Below are 23,352 nucleotides of genomic sequence, written 5' to 3'. Positions count from 1 at the left end.
CCGACCCCCGATACCGCCCCCGACGCGGCCGCCGGAGCGCCCGACGGAGCGCCAGCCGGAGCGCCCGCCGGGGCATCCGCCGGGACGAAGGCGGCTGCTCCCGGGGCGGTTCCTGCCGCGCCGCCGGTCGCGGCCGGCAGCGCGAATGGCGGCGCGGATGGCGGGCCGCGGCCGCTTTTCGTCCCCTCGCCGGCGCGGCGGCCGGAGCCGGTGCCGCTCTTTCCCCCCGCTGCTCCCGTGCCACCGGCGCCCGCCGCGGCACCGCTGCCGGCCGCGCCGGCGCCCCGCCGCCCCGCCCCGCCGGCCGCTGGTTCGCCGGGCGCCGCTCCCCCGGTCCCGGATCCGGCGGCTTCCGGCTTGCGAACCTCCGATGCGCCGGTCCCGGCCCGGCCGATCCCGGCCCCGCCCGCCGAGCCGATGCCGGCCTTTGCGGGGGTTCGCGGGCCGGTTCCGGGCGGCATCGAGGTGACGGACGCCATGCTGGCGCCGCACGGGCCGCTGGACCGCGAGGCGGCGCGGGCGGTGCGGCGGCTGGTGCGCGACGTGGACCTTTCCGACACGCGCCGCGCCATGGGCTACGGCGTGGCGGCGCAGGCGGCGCTGGCGGCGATCTCGGACCGGCTCCTGGCGCTCGCGCGCGCCGGGCGGGCGGAGCTGACGGACCACCTGCTGCGCATCCGCGGGACGGTGCAGGGGATCGGCGCCGACGAGATCCTGGGCACGGCCGCGCCCGGGCTGCTCGGCATGATCCTGCGCGGCGGCGCCTCGCCCCGCGCGCGGCTCGATTCGGCGCTGGCCGAGGTGGAGGCGGAATCGGCGGCGATCCGCGCGGCGCTGCCGGCCGCCGACGACCGGATCGCGGCGCTCGACGCGCTGCGCGGCGAGGCCGAGGCAGCACGTCGCGCGGTGCAGGCGCATGTGGTGGCCGGCGAGGTGGCGCTGGCGCACTGCCGCGCGGTGCTGGTGCCGGCGGCGGAGCGGCGCGTCGCCGCCGACGCCGCGGCCGAGCCGGCGTTGCAGGCGCTGCTCTACAACATGGGCGTGCTGGAGCGGCGGCTGGAGGCGCTGCGCACCTCGCGCGCCGGCGCGGCGACGGACGCGCCGCAGATCGCCGCGATGAAGGACGGGCAGCTCCGGCTGATCGAGGCGGCGCGCGGCACGGTGCTCGACCTGGTGGGGCTGTGGAAGCGGCAGTGCGGCGCGGCGCTGATGCTGCTGCAGTCGCGCCGCACCGCGCGGCTGGACGAGGCGGCGGCGGCGCTGCTCGATTCGCGCGACCGGCTGGTGGCGGCGATCGACGCCAGCGCGGGGTAGCGCCGCCGCGGTCCCGGCACGCGGGGCGGGGTGCCGCGATGCCGGGGTGTCGGCGCGCGGGGTGCCGGCGCGGCGGCCACGGGGCGGGCGGATGCCGGTATCGCGGTGCCGGGCTGCCGGATGCGCGGTCGGCCGGGGGGCGTGGGCGGGGCGGCGGGCCGGGCGGCCGGGCGCGGTAAGCGCGGTGCAAGCAAAGGGAGCGACAAGGCGCCATGATCTCGATCGACCTGCGCAAGAAGAAAGTCGGCATCGTCCTCGAGAAGCGCCGGCTGATCGGCGTGCGGGCGCAGACGGGATTCGCGATCGACGTCTCCGGCTCGATGGAGGAGCTGTTCCGGCGCGGCACGGTGCAGCAGGTGGTGGAGCGCCTCCTCGCCCTGGCGCTGCGCTTCGACGACAACGGCACCATGGACATGGTCGCCTTCGACCACCGCGCGACGGCGCTGCCGCCGGTGGGCGAGGCGGATTTCGCCGGCTACGTCCGGCGCGCCATCCTCGACGACCGCGCCGTGCACAAATGGGGCGGCACCAATTACGAGGGCGCCATCCGCCTCGCCACCGAGGCGTGGTTCGGCCGGCCCTCGCCCGGCGGCCTCCTCTCGCGCCTGTTCGGCGCGAGGCCGGCGGCACCGGCGGCGCAGCCCTCGCTGCTGCTGATCGCCACCGACGGCGAGAACCAGGACCCGGCGGAGACCGACGCGCTGCTGCGGGCGATGCAGGACCGGCCCGTGTACTTCTCGTTCATCGGCATCGGCGCGGCGCGGTTCGACTTCATCCGCGAGGTGGCCGAGCGCTACCCGAACGTGGGCTTCCTGTCGGTGGCGGACCTGGAGCGCATCTCCGACGACGAGCTGTACGAGCGGCTGGTCAGCCGGGAGCTGGCGGACTGGCTGCGGCAGTCCGGGCAGCGCGGCTGAGGCAGGCCGGGACGGAACACGGCGGGCGCGGGCGGGCCGGGCCTGCGGCGAACCGAGGTCCGGTTGGGATTGCGGTTCGCCGTAGCTCATTGTTCCCGGCGCGGATTCACGCCGCCGGACATGTCCGCCCGCCGGCGATCCGCTCCGGAGCCGTTCCGGCCTGACCGTATCAGGCCGGAACAGCTCCAGCCTTCTGGTTTTGCGCATTTCCCGGGTCGCCGGGTGAGTACGCCCGGCTTGAACATGCTCCAGGCGGCACGGGCTGGTCGGAAGCGGATCGGGAAACCACATGCCCGGGCAGGCGCCCGGCGGGGCGTGACCGTCGGGCGGCATGCGGCGGCCGGGGCGGGACAGGCGGGAGAGAAGGATGGCGATCAGGTTGGAGAAGAGCGGCGCGATCGACCTGGAGAAGCGCCTGAAGCGCGTCCGGGTCGGCATCTCCTGGGACCCGAACGGCTATGCCGGCGCCGAATTCGACGCCGACGTCTCCTGCGCCGTGCTGAAGCAGGTGGGCGAGGCGCGCAAGCTGGTCGCCGACGAGTGGTTCGTGTTCTACAACAACACCGCCTCGCCGGGCGGCGTGGTGAAGCACTCGGGCGACAACCGCACCGGCGCGGCCGAGGGCGACGACGAGACCGTCACCGTGGATCTCACGGCGCTGCCGCCGGAGACGGTGGAGGTGACGATCATCGCCACCATCCACGAGGGCAGGGCGCGCGGCCAGGACTGGAGCCGGCTGAAGGCGTCGATCAGGCTCTACAACGACGAGAGCGGCGGCGTGCTGGCGGAGTACGACCTGGGCGCGGACCATGTCGGCATGATCGCGGTGCAGTTCGCCTCGCTCTACAAGGACGAGGGCGGGCGCTGGCGCTTCAAGGCGCTCGGCACCGGGCACGATTTCGGGCTGGAGCGGTTCGTCGCGGCCTGGACCTGAACCGGGGCCGGCCGGCGTCACCGCCGCGCCCGGCGCCGCTCCGCCAGGCTGCGCCACAGCCCCGTCGGCGCCATGCCGCGCGCGAGCAGCCGGCCCGCCACCATCAGCACGATGCGCGTGACGTCGGCCACCGGCCGGAAGTGGCTCGGCCGGCGCAGCGCGTCGCCGTACAGCGCCTCGATCTCCACCGCCTCGGTGCGGTGGCCGCGGCGCGCGGCGTCGATCAGGATGGCACTCTCGAACACGAAGCCCGGCACGCCGTCGCCGTAGCGGCCGAGCTCGCGCAACGCGGCCGCCGGGTAGACGCGCAGGCCCGACTGCGTGTCGGCGATGGCGTGGCCGGCGGCCCAGGAGATCCAGAAGTCCGCCACCCGGTTGGCCCGCCGGCGCGCCGCCGGCACGGCATTGCCGGGGCGTGACGCCTGGGCCCGGCGGGAGCCGATCACGATGGCACCCGGCCGCGCCTCGGCGCGGCGGAGCAGCGCCGGGATGTCCTCCGGCCGGTGCTGGCCGTCGCCGTCGAGCGTCACCACCCGCGCCGCGCCGAGCGCGAGGGCGTGGCGCATGCCGCGGCGCAGGGCGACCCCCTTGCCCCGGTTGCGGCCGGTGGCGGGCACGCCGCCCTCGCCGGCACCCGATACGCCGGCGCCCGATGCGCCGGCACCAAGCCCCGCAGTACCGGGCCCCGCAGTACCGGGCCCGGCGGCATCGAGCACGGTGGCGCCCGCCGCGGCGGCGAGGGCCGCGGTGCCGTCGGTGGAGCCGTCGTCGACCACCAGCACGGGCGCGCCGGGCACGGCGGCGCGGGCGCGGCGCACCACCTCGGCGATGCTGGCGGCCTCCTGGTAGGCGGGGATCACCAGCACGGTCTCCGGCGGGCACGGCCGGGCGTCCGGCGCCTTCCCGGCCGGCGCCACGATCGGAGCCCCGGTCGGAGAACCGATCGGAGCACCGCTCGGCACCGTGTGCGTGGGCAACGGCTGCCTCCTCCATCGCGGGCCGGTCCGCCGCGTCCATCGCACGGACCTGCGCCGAGCCGTAAGGGTGGCGGGGCAGGATCCGTTGCCTTGCAACGGCGAATGATGTTTCTGGGACACCATTCGAGGCAACGGCCCCGGCCGGCGACGGCGCAACCGACGTGGTTGCGGCGGGCATGGCGGCGCCGGACGGAAACGCGACGCATGCCGCTGGACAGCTCGACCTCCCCCGCGACGGATGCCGGGGACGGCGCCGCGACAAGCTGCGACGTGCTGGTGATCGGCGGCGGCCCCGCCGGCTCCACGGCCGCCGCCATCCTGGCCGGCAAGGGGCGGCGGGTGGTGCTGCTGGAGAAGGAGCGGCACCCGCGCTTCCACATCGGCGAATCGCTGCTGCCGCTGAACCTGCGCCTGTTCGACCGGCTGGGGCTGCGCGAGGCGGTGGCGGCGATCGGCGTGCACAAGCCGGGCGCCACCTTCGTCTCCGACGAGCACGGCCGCAGCACCAGCTTCAATTTCCGCGACGGGCTGAACCAGGAATACACGCACAGCTACCATGTCCGGCGCGACCAGTTCGACGCGCTGCTGTTCCGCGGCGCGGCGGCGCAGGGGGCCGAGGCGCTGGACGGGATGCGCGTCACCGCCGTCGAGCTCGACGCCGCGCACGGCTCGCGCGTCACGGCGCGCGACGAGGCGGGGCGGGAGCGGCGCTTCGTCGCGCGCTTCGTGGTGGACGCCTCCGGGCGCGACACCTTCCTCGCCTCGCGGATGCGGTCCAAGCATCGCAACAGGCGCAACAACACGGCGGCGGTGTACGGGCACTTCCGCGGGGTGGCGCCGCGCGACGGGGTGGCGGAGGATGGCCACATCACCATCCACCTGTTCGACCACGGCTGGTTCTGGGCGATCCCGCTGCCGGACGGGCTGACCAGCATCGGCGTGGTCAGCGACCCGGAATTCCTCAAGACGCTGGGCAAGGCCCAGGGTGCCGCGAAGGGAGGCGACGGGAAGGAGGGCGGCGCGCTGGACGCCGTGCTGCGCACGGCGGTGGCGATGAGCCCGAGCCTCTCGGCGCGGATGCGCGAGGCGGCGCCGGCCGGGCCGGCGACCGGGACGGGCAACTACTCCTACAGCTCCTCGGTGATGGCGGGCGAGGGCTGGATCATGGTGGGCGACGCCTTCGCCTTCCTCGACCCCGTCTTCTCCTCGGGCGTGATCCTGGCCATGGCGAGCGCCGAGATGGGGGCCGAGGCGGTGGATGCCTGGCTCGACGACCCGGCGCGCGCGGCACCACTGTTCCGCACCTTCCAGCGCAAGGTGCGGCGCGCGGTGGGCGGGCTTTCCTGGCTGATCTACCGGATCAACCGGCCGGTGTTCCGCGACATGTTCATCCAGCCCTCCAACCGCTTCCGCATGCGCCAGGGCGTGGTGAGCATGCTGGCGGGGGACGTGCATGCCGACGTGGCGCGGCAGACGCCGGTGCTGGCCTTCAAGGCGGCCTACTACCTGCTTTCCCTGGCCTACCGCCTCGGCTTCCGGCTGCGCGACGGCAGGCTGACGCGGCTGCCGCGCGTCACGGGCTGAGCACGGCGGGAACGGCCGGCGCCGGGACCCGGCAAGGCGGCGATGCCGGGGGCAGGCGCAGGGGCGGAGGCGGGAATGGCGCCGGACAGGGAAGGCGATCCGGGCAGGCGGATCTGGGGGAATCGTCACCGGGCGGCAATCCCGTGGCCGGGGCGGCCTCGCTACATCCGGCGATCCGCCCTACCCTGCCCCGTCGTCACCGGAGCCATGATGTCCCGACTGCTTCTGCTGCTCGCGCCGCTCCTGCTCGCCGGCTGCGGCACGCAGCGGATCGCCCTGCCCTACCGGCCGACCGGGCCGGTATCGGCACCCGGGGCGCTGCCGCCCATGGCCGTGGCCGAGGTGCGCGACGCGCGCGCCCTGCCGGCGCAACCCTCGGAGGCCCCGCCCCCGGCCGACGACGCGGCGGCCGCGCGCCTGGGCGAGATACGCACCGGCTGGGGCTACCGGCAGGCCGAGGTGGCGGCCGAGGCGCCGGTCGCGTCGGTGGTGTCCGCCGCCTTCGCCGCGGGGCTGGCGCAGCGCGGCGCGCTGGCGCCGGCGGGCACCACGCCGGCCTACGAGCTGCGCGTCACGGTGCTGCAGCTCGATGCCGACCGGTGGCACCGGCTCGACGCGACCGCGGACCTGCTGGTGGACGTGGTGGCGCGGGGCGACGGCCGTTCCGTCTGGTTCGACCATGCACGGTCCTACAACCTCGATGCCAGCCACGTGACGCTCGACACGGGGCCGGTGGTGATCGCGCCGGGCGGCTCGCTGGGGCGGCTCGCGGCGGCGACGCTGAGCGAGGCGGTGGACGAGGCGCTGGACCGGCCGGGGCTGCGGATCGCGCTGGCGCGGGACGCGGCGGGGCCACGGCCGGTGCTGTCGGCCGAGCGCTGAGCGTCGATCCAGCCGGAAGGCCGGCGTCGGCGGGTGCCGATCACGGAAGCCGCGGCCCGGCCGGGACCATGCGTCGGGACCGCGCGTCGCAACGGGGTCCCGTTCCGGGGCGGCGGCACGCCTTCGGGCATGTCCGCCTTCCGGCGAGCCGCACTGGACACGGCGCGGTTTCCGAGCCGCCGAGCGCATCGCCCAGGGCAGCGCGAAAATGCGCCGGAGCCGTTCCGGCCTGACCGTATCAGGCCGGAACGGCTCCAGCCTTTTGGGTTCTCGCATTTCCCCAGTAGCCGGGTGAGTACACCCGGCTTGAAAATGCTCTGGAGCGGAACGCCGACCGGTTGGGACTGCGTGCCGCCCCATCCCATTGTCTTCCGAGCGGATTCACGCCTCCGGGCGTAGCCGCTCTAGCCCGCCTCTTCCGCGCTGCCCTGGGCGATGCGCCGCTCGTAGTGCTTGTAGTAGCTCTCGGTCACGAGGTCGGTCTTGACCAGCACGCAGACATCGGTGGTGTTGAACTGCCGGTCGATCACCGCGCCGTCGCCGACGAAGCCGCCGAGACGCAGATAGCCCTTCACCAGCGGCGGCAGCTCCGCCGTCACCGCGCGCATGTCGAGGGTGGCCGGGTCCAGCCGGTCCATCGGCACGTAGAGCTCCGGCAGGGCGCGCGGGCGCAGCGCCGGCGGGGCGAGGTGCTGGGCGCGCAGGTAGGTCAGCACCGGCGCCAGCGCGTCCGGGTCGGTGCCGGGCAGCGAGGCGCAGCCGAACATCAGGTCGATGCGGTGCTTGAACACGTAGGCCGCGATGCCGCGCCACATGAGCTGCATCGCCTTGCCCTGCCGGTAGCCGGTGGCGATGCAGGAGCGGCCGAGTTCCAGCACCTCGCCGGGGAAGGCGAGCAGCGGCGCGAGGTCGTACTCGCTGGCGGAGTAGAAGCGGCCGATGCGGTCGGCGGCGGCGCGGCGGATCAGCCGGTAGGTGCCGATCACCGATTCCGGCCCCTCGCCGAGCGCGTGGTCCACCACGACGAGGTGGTCGGCGACGGCGTCGAATTCGTCGCGGTCGCGGCGGGTGCGGCGCGCCTCGTCGTCCGGGAGGGCACCCATCTCCTCGTAGAAGACGCGGTAGCGCAGCGCCTGGCCAGCGTCGATCTCGGCCTCGCTGGCGGCGACGCGGACGCCGAGGCGGCCCGAGCGCTGCTCGCCGAAGCCGGCCTCGTCGTCGCGCCCGGCCAGCGGGGTTGCGGACGGGGAGATCTCCCGCGACGGCGGTAGGCGGGGGTCGCCGCCGACCGGACGCGGCTCCCCGTCAGCGCTCATCCGTCGTTCCCGCCCCGGGCCCGCCGCGGGCCGGGGCCGGTGGGGCGGGCTCGGCCGGCTCGGCGCGGCGGCCGAACAGCTCCAGCCGGTGGCCGACCAGCACGAAGCCGTGGCGGGCGGCGATCGCCTTGGCGAGCTGTTCGTGCTCGCCGGCCTCGAACTCGATGACCTTGCCGGTGTCGACGTCGATCAGGTGGTAGTGGTGGCCGTGCTCGGTGGGCTCGTAGCGGGCGCGGCCGCCGCCGAAGTCGTGCCGCTCCAGGATGCCCTTCTCCTCCAGCAGCCGGACGGTGCGGTAGACCGTGGCGATGGAGATCTTGGAATCGAGGGCGATGGCGCGGCGGTAGAGTTCCTCCACGTCCGGGTGGTCCTCGGCCTCGGACAGGACGCGCGCGATCAGCCGTCGCTGGCCCGTCATCTTCAGGCCGCGCTCGATGCACAGGCGCTCGATGCGCGACGGATCGGGCCGCGCAGGCTCCGCCCGGCCGGTCGGTGAGGAATGGGGCCGCATGTCCATGCGCGTCGGGCACTCTCCTGGGCGGCACGCGGGCTCGCTGGGCGAGGCCGTGCCGGGCGTTCGGGACGACCATAGCGCCATGATTGGCGGACGGCCATCGGCTCCCCCACGGCCGGCCGCAACTTCGCGCGGCCCGTCGGGGGGCCGACGGGGAGCCCCTGCCCGGGGCGGACAGGCCGGATTCCGACGCCGCCGACCCCTAGGCCGCTCGCGGGCCCCTTCCCGCCGGCCCGTCGGCTCCCTCAGGCCGGCGACTTCGAGGTGGCGGCACGGCCGCCCGGGCGCACCGGCTTCGCGCGCGGCTTGGTGCCGAGTCCGATCTTCTTGGCGAGCGAGGAGCGGTGACTGGCGTAGTTCGGCGCCACCATGGGGTATTCGGGGCCGAGGCCCCAGCGCTCGCGATACTGTTCCGGCGTCATATTGTAGGCGGTTTTCAAATGCCGCTTGAGCATCTTGAGCTTCTTTCCGTCCTCCAGGCAGATCAGGTACTCCGGTGTGATCGACTTCTTGACCGCAACGAAAGGTTGCGGCTTGTCGGCCACGGGAGCCGGCTGGGTGCCAACGGAAGAAAGTGTTCTGTATACCTCGTTGATCAGGGTAGGAAGGTCGCTCACCGCTACCGTATTGTTCGAAACGTGCGCCGCAACGATTTCAGCGGTCAGGCCGAGCAGGTGCGCCGGTGCCGACTCATCCGTCATCCCAAAAAATCCTCTCAAAGCGCAGTTTCTGACTTATAGAGGTCAGAAACGATCCTTAGCAATGGACAGCAGGTGGCACCATGACGAAATCAGTCGAATCGCCACGGCCCGAAGAAGAACGTCCTCACGGCGAATTGGATATACGAGCCGAGACTTGCCCGATGACCTTCGTGCGCACGCGGCTGGCCCTGGACAGGCTGCAGCCGGGTCAGCTCCTGCTCGTGCTGCTGCGCGGCGACGAGCCACGGCGCAACCTGCCGCGGACCGCCACGGAGCAGGGCCACACCGTCCTTTCCCTGGAGGAGCTGCCGGACGGCGAAGCCCGGATGCTGCTTCGCAGGCGCGCCTGATCCCCCTGGCCGGACGCCCGGACGGGCGGCCGGAACGGGCGATCGCGGCGAGGCCCGCCGGGCCGGTCGCCGCCCGGCCCGAGGAGTCGCCCGGCTAGAGCCGTTCCGGCCTGACTGTATCAGGCCGGAACGGCTCTAACTTTTTGGTTTTTCGCATTTTCCGGGTCGCTGGGTGAGTACACCCAGCTTGAAAATGCTCTAGGTAGGCTTCGGGCCTTGCCGACGGGCGGGACGCCGGCGGCGGCGCCGGGCCGGTCGCCGCCCGCGGCCGCGCTACGCCCGCGGGCGGTCCGGTCCGTCTTCGATCGGCGCCAGGTCGCGGCGCAGCACCAGCGCGTCGGAGCGGTCGGCGTAGTAGCGGCGGCGCAGGCCGACCTGCGTGAAGCCCGCCGCCGCGTAGAGGGCGCGCGCCGCCGCGTTGCCCGCCGCCACCTCCAGGAACATCGCCAGCGCGCCGAGGGCGGCGGCGGCGGCGAGGGCGGCGGCGAGCAGCGCGCCGCCGCAGCCGCGGCGCCGGGCCGCCGGGGCGACGGCCAGGGTCAGGATCTCGGCCTCCCCCGCCGCCGCGCGCAGCAGCACGAAGCCTTCGCCGGGCCGTTGCAGCGCCACGGTGCCGGGCAGCTCCAGCATCAGGGCGATGGCATCCGGCCCCCACTTCTCCGCCGGGAAGGCCAGGGCGTGCAGCGCCGCCAGGGAAGGCGCGTCGGCGGCGCCGGCGGCGCGGATGCCGCCGGGCGGGCCGTCGGCATCCGGCGCGGCGACCGGGCCGGGACGGGGAACGGCGCCATCGGGACCGGCGGCCGACACGGCGACGGGCGCCGGCGTCCCGGAGGCGGGCATCCCAGGGGCTGGCATCCCAGAAGTTGGCATCCCGGAAGCTGTCGTCCCGGGAGCTGTCATCCGGGAGGCGGGCACCGGATCGGCGGCGCGGTCGGCTGGGTCCGATGGCATGCCGCCGGGCGCTACAGGTCGGCCAGCACCGCCTCGGCGACGCGGTGCGCCTCGGCTTCCGTCAGGTAGGGGTGCATCGGCAGCGACAGCACGCGGCCGCAGAGCGCTTCGCTGACCGGCAGCGGCGGCGCCCCGCGCAGCGCGGCGGCGTGGTGGTCGCGATAGGCGGGCTGATGGTGCAGCGGGCGCGGGTAGTAGACGGCGGCGGGCACGCCGCGCGCCTGCATCGCCGCCTGCACCCGCCCGCGCGCCCCGGCGTCGGGCAGCAGCACGGTGTAGATGCCCCAGGCGCTCTCGCCGCCCGGCATCGCGGCCGGCGCCACCACCGCGTCGTTCCCCCGCAGCGCCGCCGCGTACCAGCCGGCGACGCGGGCGCGCGCCGCCAGCTCCTGCTCGAACAGCGGCAGCTTGGCGAGCAGGATCGCCGCCTGGATGGTGTCGAGCCGGCCGTTCATGCCGGTGCGCAGCACCTCGTAGCGCGACTTGCCCTCGCCGTGGGTGCGCAGCGAGCGGTACAGCTCGGCGCGCTCGGCGCTGTCGGTCAGGATGGCGCCGCCGTCGCCGTAGCAGCCGAGAGTCTTGGTCGGGTAGAAGCTCAGCGCCGCCGCGTCGCCCCAGCCGCCGAGGCGCTTCCCGCGCAGCCGGCCGCCGAAGGCCTGCGCCGCGTCGTCCAGCGCGAACATCCCCTCGCGCGCGCAGAGCGCCTCGATCGCCGGCCAGTCGGCGGGCCGGCCGTAGAGGTCGACCGCGATCACCGCGCGCGGCCGCAGCCGCCCCTCCGCCTTCACCAGCGCGAGGCGCCGCTCGAGGTCGGCGAAGTCGATGTTGAAGCTGCCTTCCTCCACGTCGCAGAAGACCGGCGTGGCGCCCAGCACCAGCGGCACCTCGGCGGTCGCGGTGTAGGTGAAGGCGGGCAGGAACACCGCGTCGCCCGGCCCGACGCCCTCGGCCATCAGCGCGATCTGCAGCGCGTCCGTGCCCGAGGAGACGCCGACGCAGTGCGCCACGCCCGCGAACGCGGCCAGCTTCGCCTCCAGCTCGTCCACCTCCGGCCCCTGCACGAAGCGGCCGCCGTCGAGCACGCGGGCGATGCGCGCATCGATGTCGCCGCGGATCAGCCGCTGCTGCGCCTGCATGTCGAAGAAGGCGATGGGGCGTGGGGTGGTGGCGCTCATCCGTCCGGAAGATCCCTGTTGCGTGCCGCCGCGGCGTCAGCCCTGCACGATGACGGCCTGGCCGCCGGGAGGGGCGGGCGCGGAGGCGGCGGCGGCCTTCTCGTACACGCCCGGGGCGCGCGAGGGAAAATCACCGCTCGTGTCGTCCTGCAACGGGCCGCCCGCAAGGGAGGCCAGGGGGGAGGCCAGAGGGGCGGCCAAGGGGACGACCAGAGGGGCGCCCGGGGGAGCCTCGGGAGGCCCCAGGGGTTCCTGCGGCTCGGCGAAGCCGGGGGGCGCGGCCACCGGCGAGACGGGAAGCGGGGCGGCGGGAAGCGGGGCGGCGGGCACGTCGCGGAACGTGCCGCGCGTGTCGAGCACCAGCCGGGCATGGCGGCGCACCAGCGCCAGGTCCATCCCCGGCTGCGGCGTCACCAGCACCACCCCGTCGAACCCGGCCAGCATGGCGGCCGAGAGCGGCAGGCTCGCGAGGTCCGGCGCCGTGCCGCCGAGGCGGCGCGTGGCGGGGAAGCGCGGCACCAGCGGGTCGTGATACGCGACCTCGGCGCCCGCCTCGGCCAGCAGCCGGAAGATCTCGATCGCCGGGCTCTCGCGCGTGTCCGGCACGCCGGGCTTGTAGGCGAGGCCGAGCAGCAGCAGCCGCGCCCCGTGCAGCGTCCGCCCGCGCCGGTCCAGCGCGTCGCGCAGCCGCGCCACCGTGTAGCCGGGCATGGCGTCGTTCACCCGCCCCGCCAGCTCCACGAAGTCGGCGGCGAGGCCCAGCTCGCGCGCCTTCCAGGCGAGATAGTAGGGATCGACCGGGATGCAGTGCCCGCCCAGCCCCGGCCCCGGCCGGAACGGCATGAAGCCGAAGGGCTTGGTGGCCGCGGCGTCGATCACCTCGTGCACGTCGAGCGCCATGGCGTGGCACAGCCGCTTCAGCTCGTTGACCAGCCCGATGTTCACGGCGCGGAACACGTTCTCGTAGAGCTTGGTCATCTCCGCCGCCGCCAGCGAGGAGACCGGCACCAGCTCGCCCGCCACCGGCCCGTACAGCGCCCGCGCCACGGCGAGGCAGGCGGGCGTGGCGCCGGCGACCAGCTTCGGCACCTGCCCGACGCCGTGCGCGGGCGTGCCGGGGTCCTCCCGCTCGGGGCTGTAGATGGCGAAGGCGTCCACCCCCGGCGTCAGCCCAGCGGCGCGCAGCGCCGGCAGCACGTACTCCTCGGTGGTGCCGGGATAGGTGGTGCTCTCCAGCGAGACGGCCTGGCCGGCGCGCAGATGCGGCGCCAGCGCCGCCAGCGTGTCGCGCACCGCGCCGAGGTCGGGCTCCTTGTGCGGGCCGATCGGGGTCGGGACGCAGATCAGCAGGGCGTCGCATTCCCGCGCCGGGGCGAGGCCGGCATGGGCCGCGATGCCGGCGGCGGCGACACGGGCGTCCGCGATGCCATGGACCGGCGAGCGGCCGGCATTGATCGCCCCGGTCTTGCCGGGATCGGTGTCGAAGCCGGAAACCGGGAAGCCCAGCTCGGCGAAGCGCAGCGCGAGGGGCAGGCCGGCATAGCCGAGGCCGATCACGCCGATCCGGGCGGCCCGCGCGTCGAGGCGGGCGATGAGGGCGGCGGCGATCACGGGGCGGGGGCGCCGGCGCCAGCGACAGGGGCGCCGCCGCAAGGGGAACCAGAAGCAGGGGCTCCGCCCCTGCACCCCGGCAAGGGGCGCCGCCCCTTGGAAACCCCGCCAGGGGGCGAAGCCCCCCTGGAACCCCCCGTTGCGAAAGAGACGGCCCGGCTGTCGCGGCGCGCGAGGCCCGAGGTCCCGGGAGGTCCGGGAACTCGTCGGACGCAGTGCGCCCGACCCTGGCGGGGTCCAGGGGCGAAGCCCCGGTGGGTGGGTCCAGGGGGGGCGAAGCCCTTCCTGGCGGGGTCCGGGGCGGAGCCCCGATCCTCCCTCACGTCGCCGCGCCGTCCCGCGCGGCCGGGCTCGGCTCGTGCGCGAATTCCGGCACGAGGCGCGAGAGCTGCGCCAGCGCCGCGCGGGCATGGCCGGCGCGCGCGGCGCCGGCGATCTCGTCGATGGCGCGCCCGACCAGGGCCGGGTCGGCGGTGCGCGGCGTGGCCACCAGCAGGCCGGGATAGACGGTCGGGCGCGGCGGCTCCTGGCCGTGGAACAGCTCCTCGTAGAGCTTCTCGCCGGGGCGCAGCCCGGTGAAGCGGATCTCCACGTCCTCGTCCGGGCGCAGCCCGGCGAGGCGGATCATGCGCCTTGCCATGTCCACGATCTTCACCGGCTTGCCCATGTCGAGCACGAAGATGCCGCCCTCGGCCAGCGCCCGGCGCATCTCGGCGGTGCCTTCCGTGCCCCCTTCCCCGCCGGCCGGGGCGGCCAGGGGGGGAGAGGAAGTCGCCTCGCCGGCGCCGACCACGCTGGCCTGGAGGACCAGCCCGACCGCCTCGCGCACCGTCATGAAGTAGCGGCGCATGTCGGGATGCGTCACGGTCAGCGGCCCGCCGCGCTCCAATTGCCGCCGGAACAGCGGCACGACGGAGCCGGTGGAGCCCAGCACGTTGCCGAAGCGCACGGTGACGCAGCGCATGCCTTCGCCGTTGGCGCGGGCGGTGCGGTCGAGCGCCTGGCAGTACATCTCGGCCAGGCGCTTGGAGGCGCCCATCACGCTGGTCGGGTTCACCGCCTTGTCGGTGGAGATGAACACCATGGCGCGGCAGCCCACGGCGCGCGCCGCGTCCGCCACCTGCCGCGTGCCGAGCGCGTTGGTGAGCAGCCCCTCCAGCGGGTCGTTCTCCACCATCGGCACGTGCTTCAGCGCGGCGGCGTGGAAGACCAGCTCGGGCCGGATCTCCTCGAACAGCCGGCGCAGGCGCGGCTCGTCGCGGATGTCGGCCAGCACGGCGCGGCGGGGCACGGTCGGGTGGCGCTCGGAAAGCTCCAGGTCGATCTCGTAGAGCACGTACTCGCCGTGGTCGAGCAGCGTCAGGCTGGACGGGCCGAGCGCCGCCACCTGCCGCGCCAGCTCGCCGCCGATCGTGCCGCCGGCGCCGGTGACCAGCACCCGCCGGCCCTGCACCAGCCGCGCCATCCCCTCGCGGTCCAGCGGCACCTGGGCGCGGTCGAGCAGCTCCTCGATCGCCACGGGGCGCAGCTCCACCCGGCGGGGGCCGCCGGGGTGGTCGGCGTCGCGCGCGGCGTCCGGGGCGGCGGTGGGGCCGAGCACGGTGATCTGCGGCGCGCGGCGCACCGGCACGCCGTGGCGGTCGGCGGCGTCGAGCAGCAGCTCCAGGGCGGGGCCGTGCAGCTCGGCGCCGGCCAGCACGATCACCGCCGGCAGGCGGCCGGCGGCGCGCAGCCGGTCCAGCACCGTCTCCGCCTGCTCCAGCGTGCCGAGGATCGGGTGGCCCTGGATGCGGCGGCCGGACTGGCGGTCGCGCCGGGAGAGGATGCCGGTGACGCGGTAGCGCGGGGTGCGCTCGCCGGCCAGCGCGCGCAGGAACAGGTCGGCGCCGCCGCCGTCGCCCACCAGCAGCACCGGCTGCGCCTCGTCGCCCTCGGCGTGGCCGAGGCGGTGCGACCCGCCGCGATGGGACCCGCTGCGATGGGACTGGCGCATCCGGCCGGCCACCCGCGGGATGCCGATGGCGGTGCCGAGCACCAGCGCGTGCAGCAGCGGGAAGCCCGGGTTGGCGGGCCGCCAGGCGCCGAGGAGGTACAGGGCGAGGGTGAACAGCACCGCCGCCCCGAGCGAGGCCCCCACCACGCCGAGCAGGTCCGGCAGGCCGGCGTAGCGCCAGTACTGCTGGCGCAGCCGCACCGGCAGGCCGGCCAGTTGCAGCGCCAGCACCACGCCCGGCACCGCGCCGAGCCACCAGGCGGCCGGCGGCCAGCCGCCGGGGGAGGCCTCGGAGGGGATGCCGGGGGAGGCGAGCCAGACCGCGAGCGGCAGCGACGCCGCCGCGAGCAGCGAGTCGACGCCGAGGGTGAGCAGGATGCGGTGCGAGGCGCGCCTGGACAGGCTGGAGGACATGGCCGGCCTATAGGACGACCGGGCGCGGGGTGCCAGCTTCCAGGGGCCAGCTTCCAGAGGGAGGCCAGAGGGAGGCCAGAGGGAGGCCAGAGGGAGGCCAGAGGGAGGCCAGAGGGAGGCCAGAGGGAGGCCAGAGGGAGGCCAGGGGGAGGCCAGGGGGAGGCCAGGGGGAGGAAGGGGACGGGCGGCGGGCCCGTTGCCGGCGGGCGACACTCGACCGGCGATTGCGCTCGCCCGGGCAAGATCGCGCGAATTGCCGCCGCAGGCTTTGACAGCGGCCGCTTTAGCCGGCAATTGCTGCAATTGCGAAGAGGCCATGCGCGAAGAAGAAGCCATGCGCCGTCCGCGCCTCCAGGAGACCGCAGGATGAGCGACACCGCCGCGCCCCCCCGGGTTACCGTCGTGGTGGCGAACCACAATGGCGAGCGCTTCATCGAGGCCGCGCTGCTTTCCGCCCTGGGACAGACGCTGCGGTCGATCGAGGTTGTGGTGGTGGACGACTGCTCCACGGACCGGAGCGTCGCGATCGTCGAGGCGATGGCGGCGGCGGAGCCGCGCCTGCGGCTGCTGACCAGCGAGCGCAACGGCGGCCCCGCCGCGGCACGCAACCGCGGCTTCGACGCCGCGCGCGGCGAGTGGATCGCGGTGCTCGACAGCGACGACCTGATGCACCCCGAGCGGCTGGAGCGGCTGGTGGCGGCGGGCGAGGCGGAGGATGCCGACCTCGTCGCCGACAACATGCTGGTCTTCGACGAACGGGCCCGCTACGCGCCATACCTGATCCTCGCCGGGCGCGCGGCCGGGCCGCGCTGGGTGGAGGCCGCGGAGTACGCGCGCTGCAACGCGCTGTTCCGCCGCGCCCCGCCGCTCGGCTTCCTCAAGCCGCTGTTCCGCGCCGCGACCTGGCTGGCGAGCGGGGTGCGCTACGATCCCGCGCTGCGCATCGCCGAGGACTACGACATCGTCATGCGGCTGCTGCTGCGCGGGGCGCGGTTCCGGCTGGTGCCGGAACTCGGCTACCTCTACCGCAAGCACGAGGCCTCGATCTCGCACCGCTTCTCGGAGGCGACCCTGGAGGCGATGGCGACGGCCGACGACCGCTTCCGGGCGCAGGCGCCGACGCTGGAGCGCCGCGTCGTCCGCGCGCTGGACTTCCGGCGCGCCTCGATCGAGGACGCGCTGGCCTACGAGCAGATGGTCGGGGCGGTGCGCCAGCGCGACCTGGGCGGGCTGCTGCGCCTGGCCGCCGAGCGGCCGCGCGGGGCGCTGCTGCTGCGCATGCCGGTCAAGGCGCGGCTCGAGCGCCTGTGGCAGCGCCTCGCGGGGCGCGGGGGCGAGACGCCGGCCACCGGCACGCCCGCCACGGCCGCCGCCTCCCCGGGCGCCGTCGCGCCTGTCTCTCCGGGCTCTGTCGCGCCTGTCTCTCCGGGCGCCGTCGCGCCTGTCTCTCCGGGCGCCGTCGCGCCACGCCGCGTCTGCCTGATCTCGCGCCAGCGCGTGGTGGGCTACACCAATGGCAGCTCCACCTACCTGCTGAGCCTGTGCGAGACGCTGAAGCGGGCGGGGCTGGAGGTGCACGGGGTGTTCCCCTCCCCCGTCCTGTTCGGCCGCTGGCCCTGGCTGAAGCTGCAGCCGGAGATGCGGGTATTCGATTCGATATCGATACGTGGTGGCTGGCGCTTCGGCGACGTGGTCGTCGCCACCGACCCGCGCATCGCGCTGCGGGCCGGCGTCTACGTCGCCGACCGCCTGCTGCGCCGGGCGGGGATCGGGGTGCTCGGCGGGCTGGCCAAGGCCGCGCCCTACGGCATCGGCGCGCCCTGGAAGCCCGCCGACTTCGTCTTCGTGGCGCGCCACGCGCAGGGTCGGGCCGACATGATCCTCACCGACTACTGCTTCCAGAACCAGGCGATCCCCTACGCGCTGCGGCCCGACGCGCCGAGCGCCGTGGTGATGCACGACCTGTTCTCCAGCCGCGCCAGCGTGTTCAGCCGCATCGGCGGCGGGGACACGGTGACGCAGCTCGACCACGACACCGAGATGGCGCTGCTCGGCCGCGCCGACGCGGTGATCGCGATCCAGGCCGAGGAGGGGGCGGTGGTGCGCCGCGCCCTGCCCGGCACCAGGGTGATCGTGGCGCCGATGGCGATCACGCCGGTCGCGGCGCCGCAGCCCGGCCAGGGTGCGCGCGTGATGTTCGTCGGCAGCAAGACGCCGCCCAACAGCACCGGGCTGCGCTGGTTCTTCGACGAGTGCTGGCCCGCCATCCGCGCCGCCGTGCCCGCGGCGACCCTGGAGGTGGCGGGGAGCGTGGCGCAGGACTTCCCCGGCGCCCCGCCGGAGGGGGTGCGCTTCCTCGGCCTGGTGGACGACCTCGACGGGCTCTACCGCGACGCGGCCGTGGTGATCTCGCCGCTGCTGGCGGGCTCGGGCCTCAAGATCAAGCTGATCGAGGCGATGGGGCGGGGCAAGGCGATCGTCGCGACCCCGGTCACGGTGCAGGGCGTCGAGGATCTGGGGGACGGCGCCGTGGTGGTGACCGACGAGCCGGCCGAGTTCGCCGCGGCCGTGACGCGGCTGCTGCGCGACAAGGCGGCCCGTGGCACGCTGGCCGCCGCGGCGCTGGCGGCGGCGCGCGCCCGCTTCACCGCCGCCGCCTGCTACGCCGAGGTGGTGGCCTTCGCCAGGGGCGGCCTGGCGGCGCTGCCGGCCGCCGACGCGCATCTACCGCCGGTAGTGCCGGGGGAAGGGCGTCTCCCGGACTCGCCGCAGGCCGGCGCCGCCTTCGCGCCGCTTCCGTCCCAGCCCATGGCTCCGCGGCTCGATACTGTGTCCCCGACAGCGCAGTGAATAAATTCGTATATTGAATCATTGCGATTTGGATTGACTTGTCAATCAACTGAACGGATTACGGAACGGTTGGCGTCGCCGGACCGTCGCGGCCGGATCGCCCATCGGGAAGCGTCACCCTCGCCCGCCGGGACGGGCGCGTCGGGCCATTCCGCGATGGCGTCCGCTCCCGCACGCCGGCGGCCCGCGCGAGCGACAGGCCGGCGTTGCGACGGGACCGGGAAAGGCAGGCCATCGCTTCGCGCTTCCTCAATCTCTCCTCCGGGGTGCCGCGCACCCCGTCCGCACAGGGGTGACATGGCTCTGAAGAAACACCTCGACCTGCCGGCCCTTCTTCCCGAGGCGCGGCAGGTCGACCTGATGCCGGGCGCCGCCGCGCGGCGGCGCCTCCTGCAGGGCGCGCTCGGCTTCGCCGCGACCCTCACACCCGGCTGCGCCGCCTTCCTGCCCTCCTCGGGCGTCGGCCGGCGCTCCGTGTTCAACAACGCCAGCATCCGCGTGGAGCAGCCGCAGGGCCAGCGCCAGATCAGCTACGCGCTGATCCCGCTGAACCGCGAGGTGGTCCGCCTGCTCTCCTCCTACGACACGCCGCCGCGCTTCAGCGCGGTCATGCCGGACGCGCCGCAGGCGGCGGGCACCATCGGCATCGGCGACTCGCTGCTGATCACCATCTTCGAGTCCGCTCGTGGCGGCCTGTTCCTGTCGCCCACCGGCGGCTCCATGGGCCAGGGCAACTCCGTCGCCCTGCCGGTGCAGCAGGTGGACCGCAGCGGCAACGTCTCCGTCCCCTTCATCGCGGGCACGGTGCGCGCCGCCGGCCGCACCCCGGTCGAGATCCAGCGCGACATCGAGAGCCGCCTGGCCAACCGCGCCCTGGAGCCGCAGGTCGTCGTCACCATCGCCGACAAGCGCGCCGACCCGGTCAGCGTGGTGGGCGACGTGGTCACCTCCACCCGCTTCTCGCTCGACCCGAGCGGCGAGCGGCTGCTGACCGCCCTGGCCCGTGCCGGCGGGCAGAAGGGCGCCGCCTACGAGACCATCGTCACCCTGCAGCGCCGCGGCCAGACCGAGCGCGCCCTGCTCTCGGAGATCGCGGCCGACCCGACGCAGAACATCCCGCTGCGGCCGGGCGACACGATCTTCATCGCCACCACGCCGCGCTACTTCTCGGTGCTCGGCGCCAACGGCCAGAGCGCCAGCCTCAGCCAGCTCACCCGCCGCTTCCCGTTCGACGCGACCCGCATGACCATGGCCGAGGCGGTGGCCAAGGCCGGCGGCCTGCAGGACGACCGCGCCGACCCGACGGCGGTGTTCCTGTTCCGCATGGAGTCGCGCACCACCCTGGCGAACATGGGCATCCAGCCGCCGGCCGACGCGGAGGAGCGCGTGCCGACCATCTACGCGGTGGACTACACGCTGGCGGACGGCTTCTTCCTCTCGAACGCCTTCCCGATCCGCGAGCAGGACATCATCTTCATCTCCGTCGCGCCGGCGGTGGAGTTCAACAAGTTCCTCGAGCTGGTGCTTCCCTTCACGACTTCCGGCAACAACATCCGCGGGATCGTCAACCCGTAGCGGCGACGGGGCCGCGCGGACGGCGGGGGGCGGGGCCTTCGGTCCCCTCCCCCACGCGGAAAGGCGTTTCCCGTCGTCGGCGGCCATCCCGCCGGAGGCCCGCACCCGGTCCGGCGGAAACGGGGCGCGTGGGGCGGCGTTCCGGCGCCGCCTCGTCGCGGGGCAGGGCACGGATGCGGCCGGGTTGTCGGGAAGCCGGCGATACACGCGGAGGTGTCAGGGCCGGCCGGCGGCGGCGTGCGGCGGGCGGTCCATCGGCCAGACCGGACCATGGTCCCGGAGCATGGTCATCGCTGACACAACCGGGTTCGACGGCGCAATCTTCGTATACGAATTACATAAACGATTAATCATAATGGTTGTGTCGCACCGGATGCAAGACCGGGCGGCCCTGCCCACGGATCCGATTCCGGAACGGATCCGCCGCCTCCCGCGGCCGGTTCCGCCCGGGACACCATGCCGGCGGAATTACTCGCTGCGCCGCAGCAATTCGATTGCTCCATGGTGCCGGCTAAGGATATTCAGACCTCTCGCCGGAAGAAGTCCGCCGTCCAGGACCGCGACAGAAGCGCGAGGGCACCTCCGCCGCCCGTGGCTGCCGCCGATCCACGAAGGCCCGGAGTCGAACACAATCGTGATAGCGGGTAAGCAAATCATTGCGTCTCAATTCGCTAGACGCTATGCGTTCTCTGGAACGCCGCTCGGGCAGCGCTCGCTTTTGGCCGGATTTGGCCGCATGAGCGACGTCCCGGGGGCGACAGGACGGTCACGGCCGACCAACCGGAAACGGCTCCGGATAGCACCGCCGCCTCGTCGCCCGCCATGCCGCGACGGCATAGCATCCAACGCCACCAAGACCTGGATCGCCAAGCCATGACAACGACCAACAGGCCCCCCGAACTGACCTACGCCGCACCCTTGGCGGAACCACTGCCGTTCCAGTGGATGGGCCAGATGGGGCTGTTCGTCCGCCGGCGCTGGCCGATCATCATCGGCACCGCCGCCGGGGTCGTGGCGCTGGCGCTGGTCTACCTGTTCCTCGCGACGCCCCAGTACACGGCGACCACGAGCCTCGTGATCGACGCGCGCCAGGGCAACCCGTTCCTGCAGCAGCCGACCTCCTCGGACTCCGCCTCCGAGAGCGCGCTGGTCGAGAGCCAGGTCGAGGTGCTGCGCTCCTTCGGCGTGGCCCGCCTCGTCGTGGAGCGGCTGAACCTGGCCGAGGACCACGCCTTCCAGTCGATCGGGCCGGGGATCATCCAGTCCGTGGTCGGCCCGATCATGCGGCTGCTCGACACCTCCCCCCGCTCGGCCGCGCCGGCCAACCCGGCGACGGAGGCGGAGCGCCGCGAGATCCAGAACACCGAGGCGGTGCAGCGGCTGATCGCCATCCGCCGCATCGGCCTCAGCTACATGCTGGAGATCAGCGTCCGCTCGCCCAATCCCGAGCTGTCGGCGCGGATCGCCAACGCGGTGGTCGACGCCTACACCGCCGCCCAGCTCGACGGCCGCGTGCAGACCTCCCGCCGCGCCAGCGTCTGGCTCGAGGACCGCATCCGCGAGCTGCGCGAGCAGGCGATCGCCGCCGACCGCGCGGTGCAGGAGTTCAAGGTCCGCAACAACATCGTCGACACGGATCGCGGCCTGATCAACGAGGCGCAGCTCTCCGACCTCAACACCCAGCTCTCCGCCGCCCGCGCCCGCGTCGCCGAGACCGAGGCGCGCGTCGACCGCGCCCAGGCGCTGCTGAGCAGCAACCCGCGCGATGCCCAGATGGGCGCCCAGATGGGCGACATGCTGCAGAACCAGGTGGTGGTGCAGCTGCGCCAGCAGTACCTGGACGCCGCCCGGCGTGAGGCCGAGTGGTCGCAGCGCTACGGCGCCAACCACGTGGCCGCCGTGAACCTGCGCGCCGAGATGGGCCGCCTCCAGCAGGCGCTGCGCAGCGAGCTCAGCCGCCTGGCCGACAGCTACCGCAGCGACCTGGCGGTGGCCCGCGCCAACCTCACCAACCTCGAGCAGCAGATGCAGGAGGCGGTGGCGGCCTCGGCCAACACCAATGCCGACCGCATCATGCTGCGCGCCCTGCAGAGCTCGGCCGACACCTACCGGACCAACTACGAGAACTTCCTGCAGCGCTACACCCAGGCGGTGCAGGACCAGTCCTTCCCGATCACCGACGCCCGCGTGGTCAGCGCCGCCACGGCGCCGCTGAAGCCGAGCAACCCGAACAAGCCGCTGGTGCTCGGCGGCGCCATCCTGGCCGGCCTCATGGCCGGCGTGGCCGTCGCCTTCCTGCGCGACATCGGCGACCGCGGGCTGCGCACCCCCAGCCAGGTCAAGGCCCTCACCGGCCTCGACTGCATCGGCCTGCTGCCGCGCATGACCAAGCGCGAGCTGCGCCACGGCCGCGCCGCCCGCACCACCCGGGAGGAGGCGGCGGCGCAGCTGGCCGCCCACACCCTCTCCACCCGCCCCTCGACGCTGCGCCACGTGGTGATGCACCCGCTGTCGCAGTTCTCCGAGGTGATCCGCGACCTGCGCATCTACGTCGCCAAGCCGCGCCGCCGCTCGCGCCCGATCAAGGTGATCGGCGTGGTCTCGGTGATGGCCAACGAGGGCAAGAGCACCGTCTCGGCCAACCTGGCGCAGGTCTTCGCCCAGTCCGGCCGGCGCACCGTCCTGCTCGACTTCGACCTGCGCAAGGCGACGCTGACGCAGGGGCTGGTGCCGGAGAAGCAGCCCGGCTTCTTCGAGGTGGTGACCGGCAAGCTGTCGCTGACCGACGCGCTGTGGCGCGACCCGCAGACCGGCCTGCGCTTCCTGCCCGCCTCCGCCAACCGCGTGCCCGATGCCGCCGGCCTGCTCTACTCCGAGCGCGCCAGCAGCGTGATGGAGGAGCTGCGCACCACCCAGGACTGCGTGGTGGTCGACCTGCCGGCCCTGGCGCCGGTGATCGACGCCCATGCCGTCAGCCACCTGATCGACGCCTTCATCCTGGTGGCCGAGTGGGGCCGGGTGGACCAGGACATGCTGGTGGAGAACCTCGCGCGGCTCGGCCTCGACGAAGGCGGCCTGCTCGGCGTGGTGCTCAACAAGGTCGACGTGCGCGGCCTGCCGCGCTACGCCGGCCGCGGCAGCCTGCAGGGCATGGGCGGCTACGCGGTCTACCAGCCCGCGCCGCCGACCAAGGTCAACAACTGAGCCGACCTGCGTCGCCGCGCCCCAGGCGCGGCGACGACAGGGCTTCCCCGGAGCGGGCCGCCGTCGCGAGACGGTGGCCCGTTTCGCGTT

17 protein-coding genes are annotated in these 23,352 nt (G+C 74.3%); 9 read left to right on the top strand and 8 right to left on the bottom strand.

Features of this window, described 5'->3' with window-relative positions; genetic code table 11:
* The first annotated feature begins 465 nt into the window (after positions 1–465).
* From M0638_RS02545 to M0638_RS02535, 3 genes are all read left to right on the top strand, one after another.
* On the top strand, positions 466–1,314 hold the full coding sequence (locus M0638_RS02545; RefSeq protein WP_248665385.1) for a toxic anion resistance protein: 849 nt from the start codon (positions 466–468) through the stop codon (positions 1,312–1,314).
* A 212-nt stretch (positions 1,315–1,526) separates the two neighbouring features.
* Positions 1,527–2,231 (top strand): VWA domain-containing protein, encoded by a 705-nt coding sequence (locus M0638_RS02540; protein WP_248665384.1) that lies wholly within the window; start codon positions 1,527–1,529, stop codon positions 2,229–2,231.
* A 367-nt stretch (positions 2,232–2,598) separates the two neighbouring features.
* On the top strand, positions 2,599–3,165 hold the full coding sequence (locus M0638_RS02535) for a TerD family protein (protein ID WP_248665383.1): 567 nt from the start codon (positions 2,599–2,601) through the stop codon (positions 3,163–3,165).
* A 17-nt stretch (positions 3,166–3,182) separates the two neighbouring features.
* Here M0638_RS02535 and M0638_RS02530 read toward each other — a convergent pair whose 3' ends face one another.
* Positions 3,183–4,031 carry a glycosyltransferase family 2 protein gene (locus tag M0638_RS02530; RefSeq protein ID WP_248665382.1) on the bottom strand — a complete coding sequence of 283 codons (849 nt, stop codon included), beginning with the start codon at positions 4,029–4,031 and terminating at the stop codon, positions 3,183–3,185.
* A gap of 315 nt (positions 4,032–4,346) precedes the next feature.
* Here M0638_RS02530 and M0638_RS02525 point away from each other — a divergent pair, with 315 nt between their 5' ends.
* Together M0638_RS02525 and M0638_RS02520 are read left to right on the top strand one after the other, a co-directional pair.
* Entirely contained in the window at positions 4,347–5,726 is a 1,380-nt protein-coding gene (locus M0638_RS02525) for an NAD(P)/FAD-dependent oxidoreductase (RefSeq protein WP_248665381.1), read from the top strand.
* Between the two features lie 210 nt (positions 5,727–5,936).
* Positions 5,937–6,608 (top strand): hypothetical protein, encoded by a 672-nt coding sequence (locus M0638_RS02520; protein WP_248665380.1) that lies wholly within the window; start codon positions 5,937–5,939, stop codon positions 6,606–6,608.
* A 404-nt stretch (positions 6,609–7,012) separates the two neighbouring features.
* On the opposite strand, the gene M0638_RS02515 is transcribed toward M0638_RS02520, so the two are convergent.
* The 3 genes from M0638_RS02515 to M0638_RS02505 form a co-directional block, all read right to left on the bottom strand.
* Complete coding sequence (locus M0638_RS02515; protein ID WP_248665379.1) at positions 7,013–7,924, bottom strand: GNAT family N-acetyltransferase; 912 nt, start codon at positions 7,922–7,924, stop codon at positions 7,013–7,015.
* Complete coding sequence (locus tag M0638_RS02510) at positions 7,914–8,435, bottom strand: Fur family transcriptional regulator (protein WP_408902805.1); 522 nt, start codon at positions 8,433–8,435, stop codon at positions 7,914–7,916. The genes M0638_RS02515 and M0638_RS02510 overlap by 11 nt, the downstream gene beginning before the upstream one ends.
* A 248-nt stretch (positions 8,436–8,683) precedes the next feature.
* Entirely contained in the window at positions 8,684–9,139 is a 456-nt protein-coding gene (locus M0638_RS02505) for a MucR family transcriptional regulator (RefSeq protein ID WP_248665377.1), read from the bottom strand.
* 80 nt (positions 9,140–9,219) lie between these two features.
* Here M0638_RS02505 and M0638_RS02500 point away from each other — a divergent pair, with 80 nt between their 5' ends.
* Positions 9,220–9,489: a sulfurtransferase TusA family protein gene (locus M0638_RS02500; RefSeq protein ID WP_248665376.1), complete on the top strand. Its 270-nt coding sequence runs from the start codon at positions 9,220–9,222 to the stop codon at positions 9,487–9,489.
* 273 nt (positions 9,490–9,762) lie between these two features.
* Here the strand turns inward: M0638_RS02500 and M0638_RS02495 are convergent, their stop codons facing one another.
* From M0638_RS02495 to M0638_RS02480, 4 genes are all read right to left on the bottom strand, one after another.
* Positions 9,763–10,329, bottom strand: coding sequence for a GNAT family N-acetyltransferase (locus M0638_RS02495; RefSeq protein WP_345892980.1), 567 nt, complete (start codon positions 10,327–10,329; stop codon positions 9,763–9,765).
* 122 nt (positions 10,330–10,451) lie between these two features.
* Positions 10,452–11,615 (bottom strand): DegT/DnrJ/EryC1/StrS family aminotransferase, encoded by a 1,164-nt coding sequence (locus tag M0638_RS02490; RefSeq protein ID WP_248665375.1) that lies wholly within the window; start codon positions 11,613–11,615, stop codon positions 10,452–10,454.
* Between the two features lie 36 nt (positions 11,616–11,651).
* Positions 11,652–13,226 carry a nucleotide sugar dehydrogenase gene (locus M0638_RS02485; protein ID WP_248665374.1) on the bottom strand — a complete coding sequence of 525 codons (1,575 nt, stop codon included), beginning with the start codon at positions 13,224–13,226 and terminating at the stop codon, positions 11,652–11,654.
* A gap of 319 nt (positions 13,227–13,545) precedes the next feature.
* Entirely contained in the window at positions 13,546–15,633 is a 2,088-nt protein-coding gene (locus M0638_RS02480) for a polysaccharide biosynthesis protein (RefSeq protein ID WP_248665373.1), read from the bottom strand.
* 366 nt (positions 15,634–15,999) lie between these two features.
* On the opposite strand from M0638_RS02480, the gene M0638_RS02475 reads away from it, so the two are divergent.
* From M0638_RS02475 to M0638_RS02465, 3 genes are all read left to right on the top strand, one after another.
* Entirely contained in the window at positions 16,000–18,483 is a 2,484-nt protein-coding gene (locus tag M0638_RS02475; protein ID WP_248665372.1) for a glycosyltransferase, read from the top strand.
* A gap of 297 nt (positions 18,484–18,780) precedes the next feature.
* Complete coding sequence (locus M0638_RS02470; RefSeq protein WP_248665371.1) at positions 18,781–20,058, top strand: polysaccharide biosynthesis/export family protein; 1,278 nt, start codon at positions 18,781–18,783, stop codon at positions 20,056–20,058.
* 873 nt (positions 20,059–20,931) lie between these two features.
* Positions 20,932–23,262: a GNVR domain-containing protein gene (locus M0638_RS02465; RefSeq protein WP_248665370.1), complete on the top strand. Its 2,331-nt coding sequence runs from the start codon at positions 20,932–20,934 to the stop codon at positions 23,260–23,262.
* Positions 23,263–23,352: the final 90 nt, after the last annotated feature.

This window comes from Roseomonas acroporae (assembly GCF_023223525.1).
GTDB lineage: Bacteria > Pseudomonadota > Alphaproteobacteria > Acetobacterales > Acetobacteraceae > Roseomonas_E > Roseomonas_E acroporae.
Note: the sequence above shows the minus strand (reverse complement) of the source record. Positions and strands in the feature narration are given on the sequence as shown.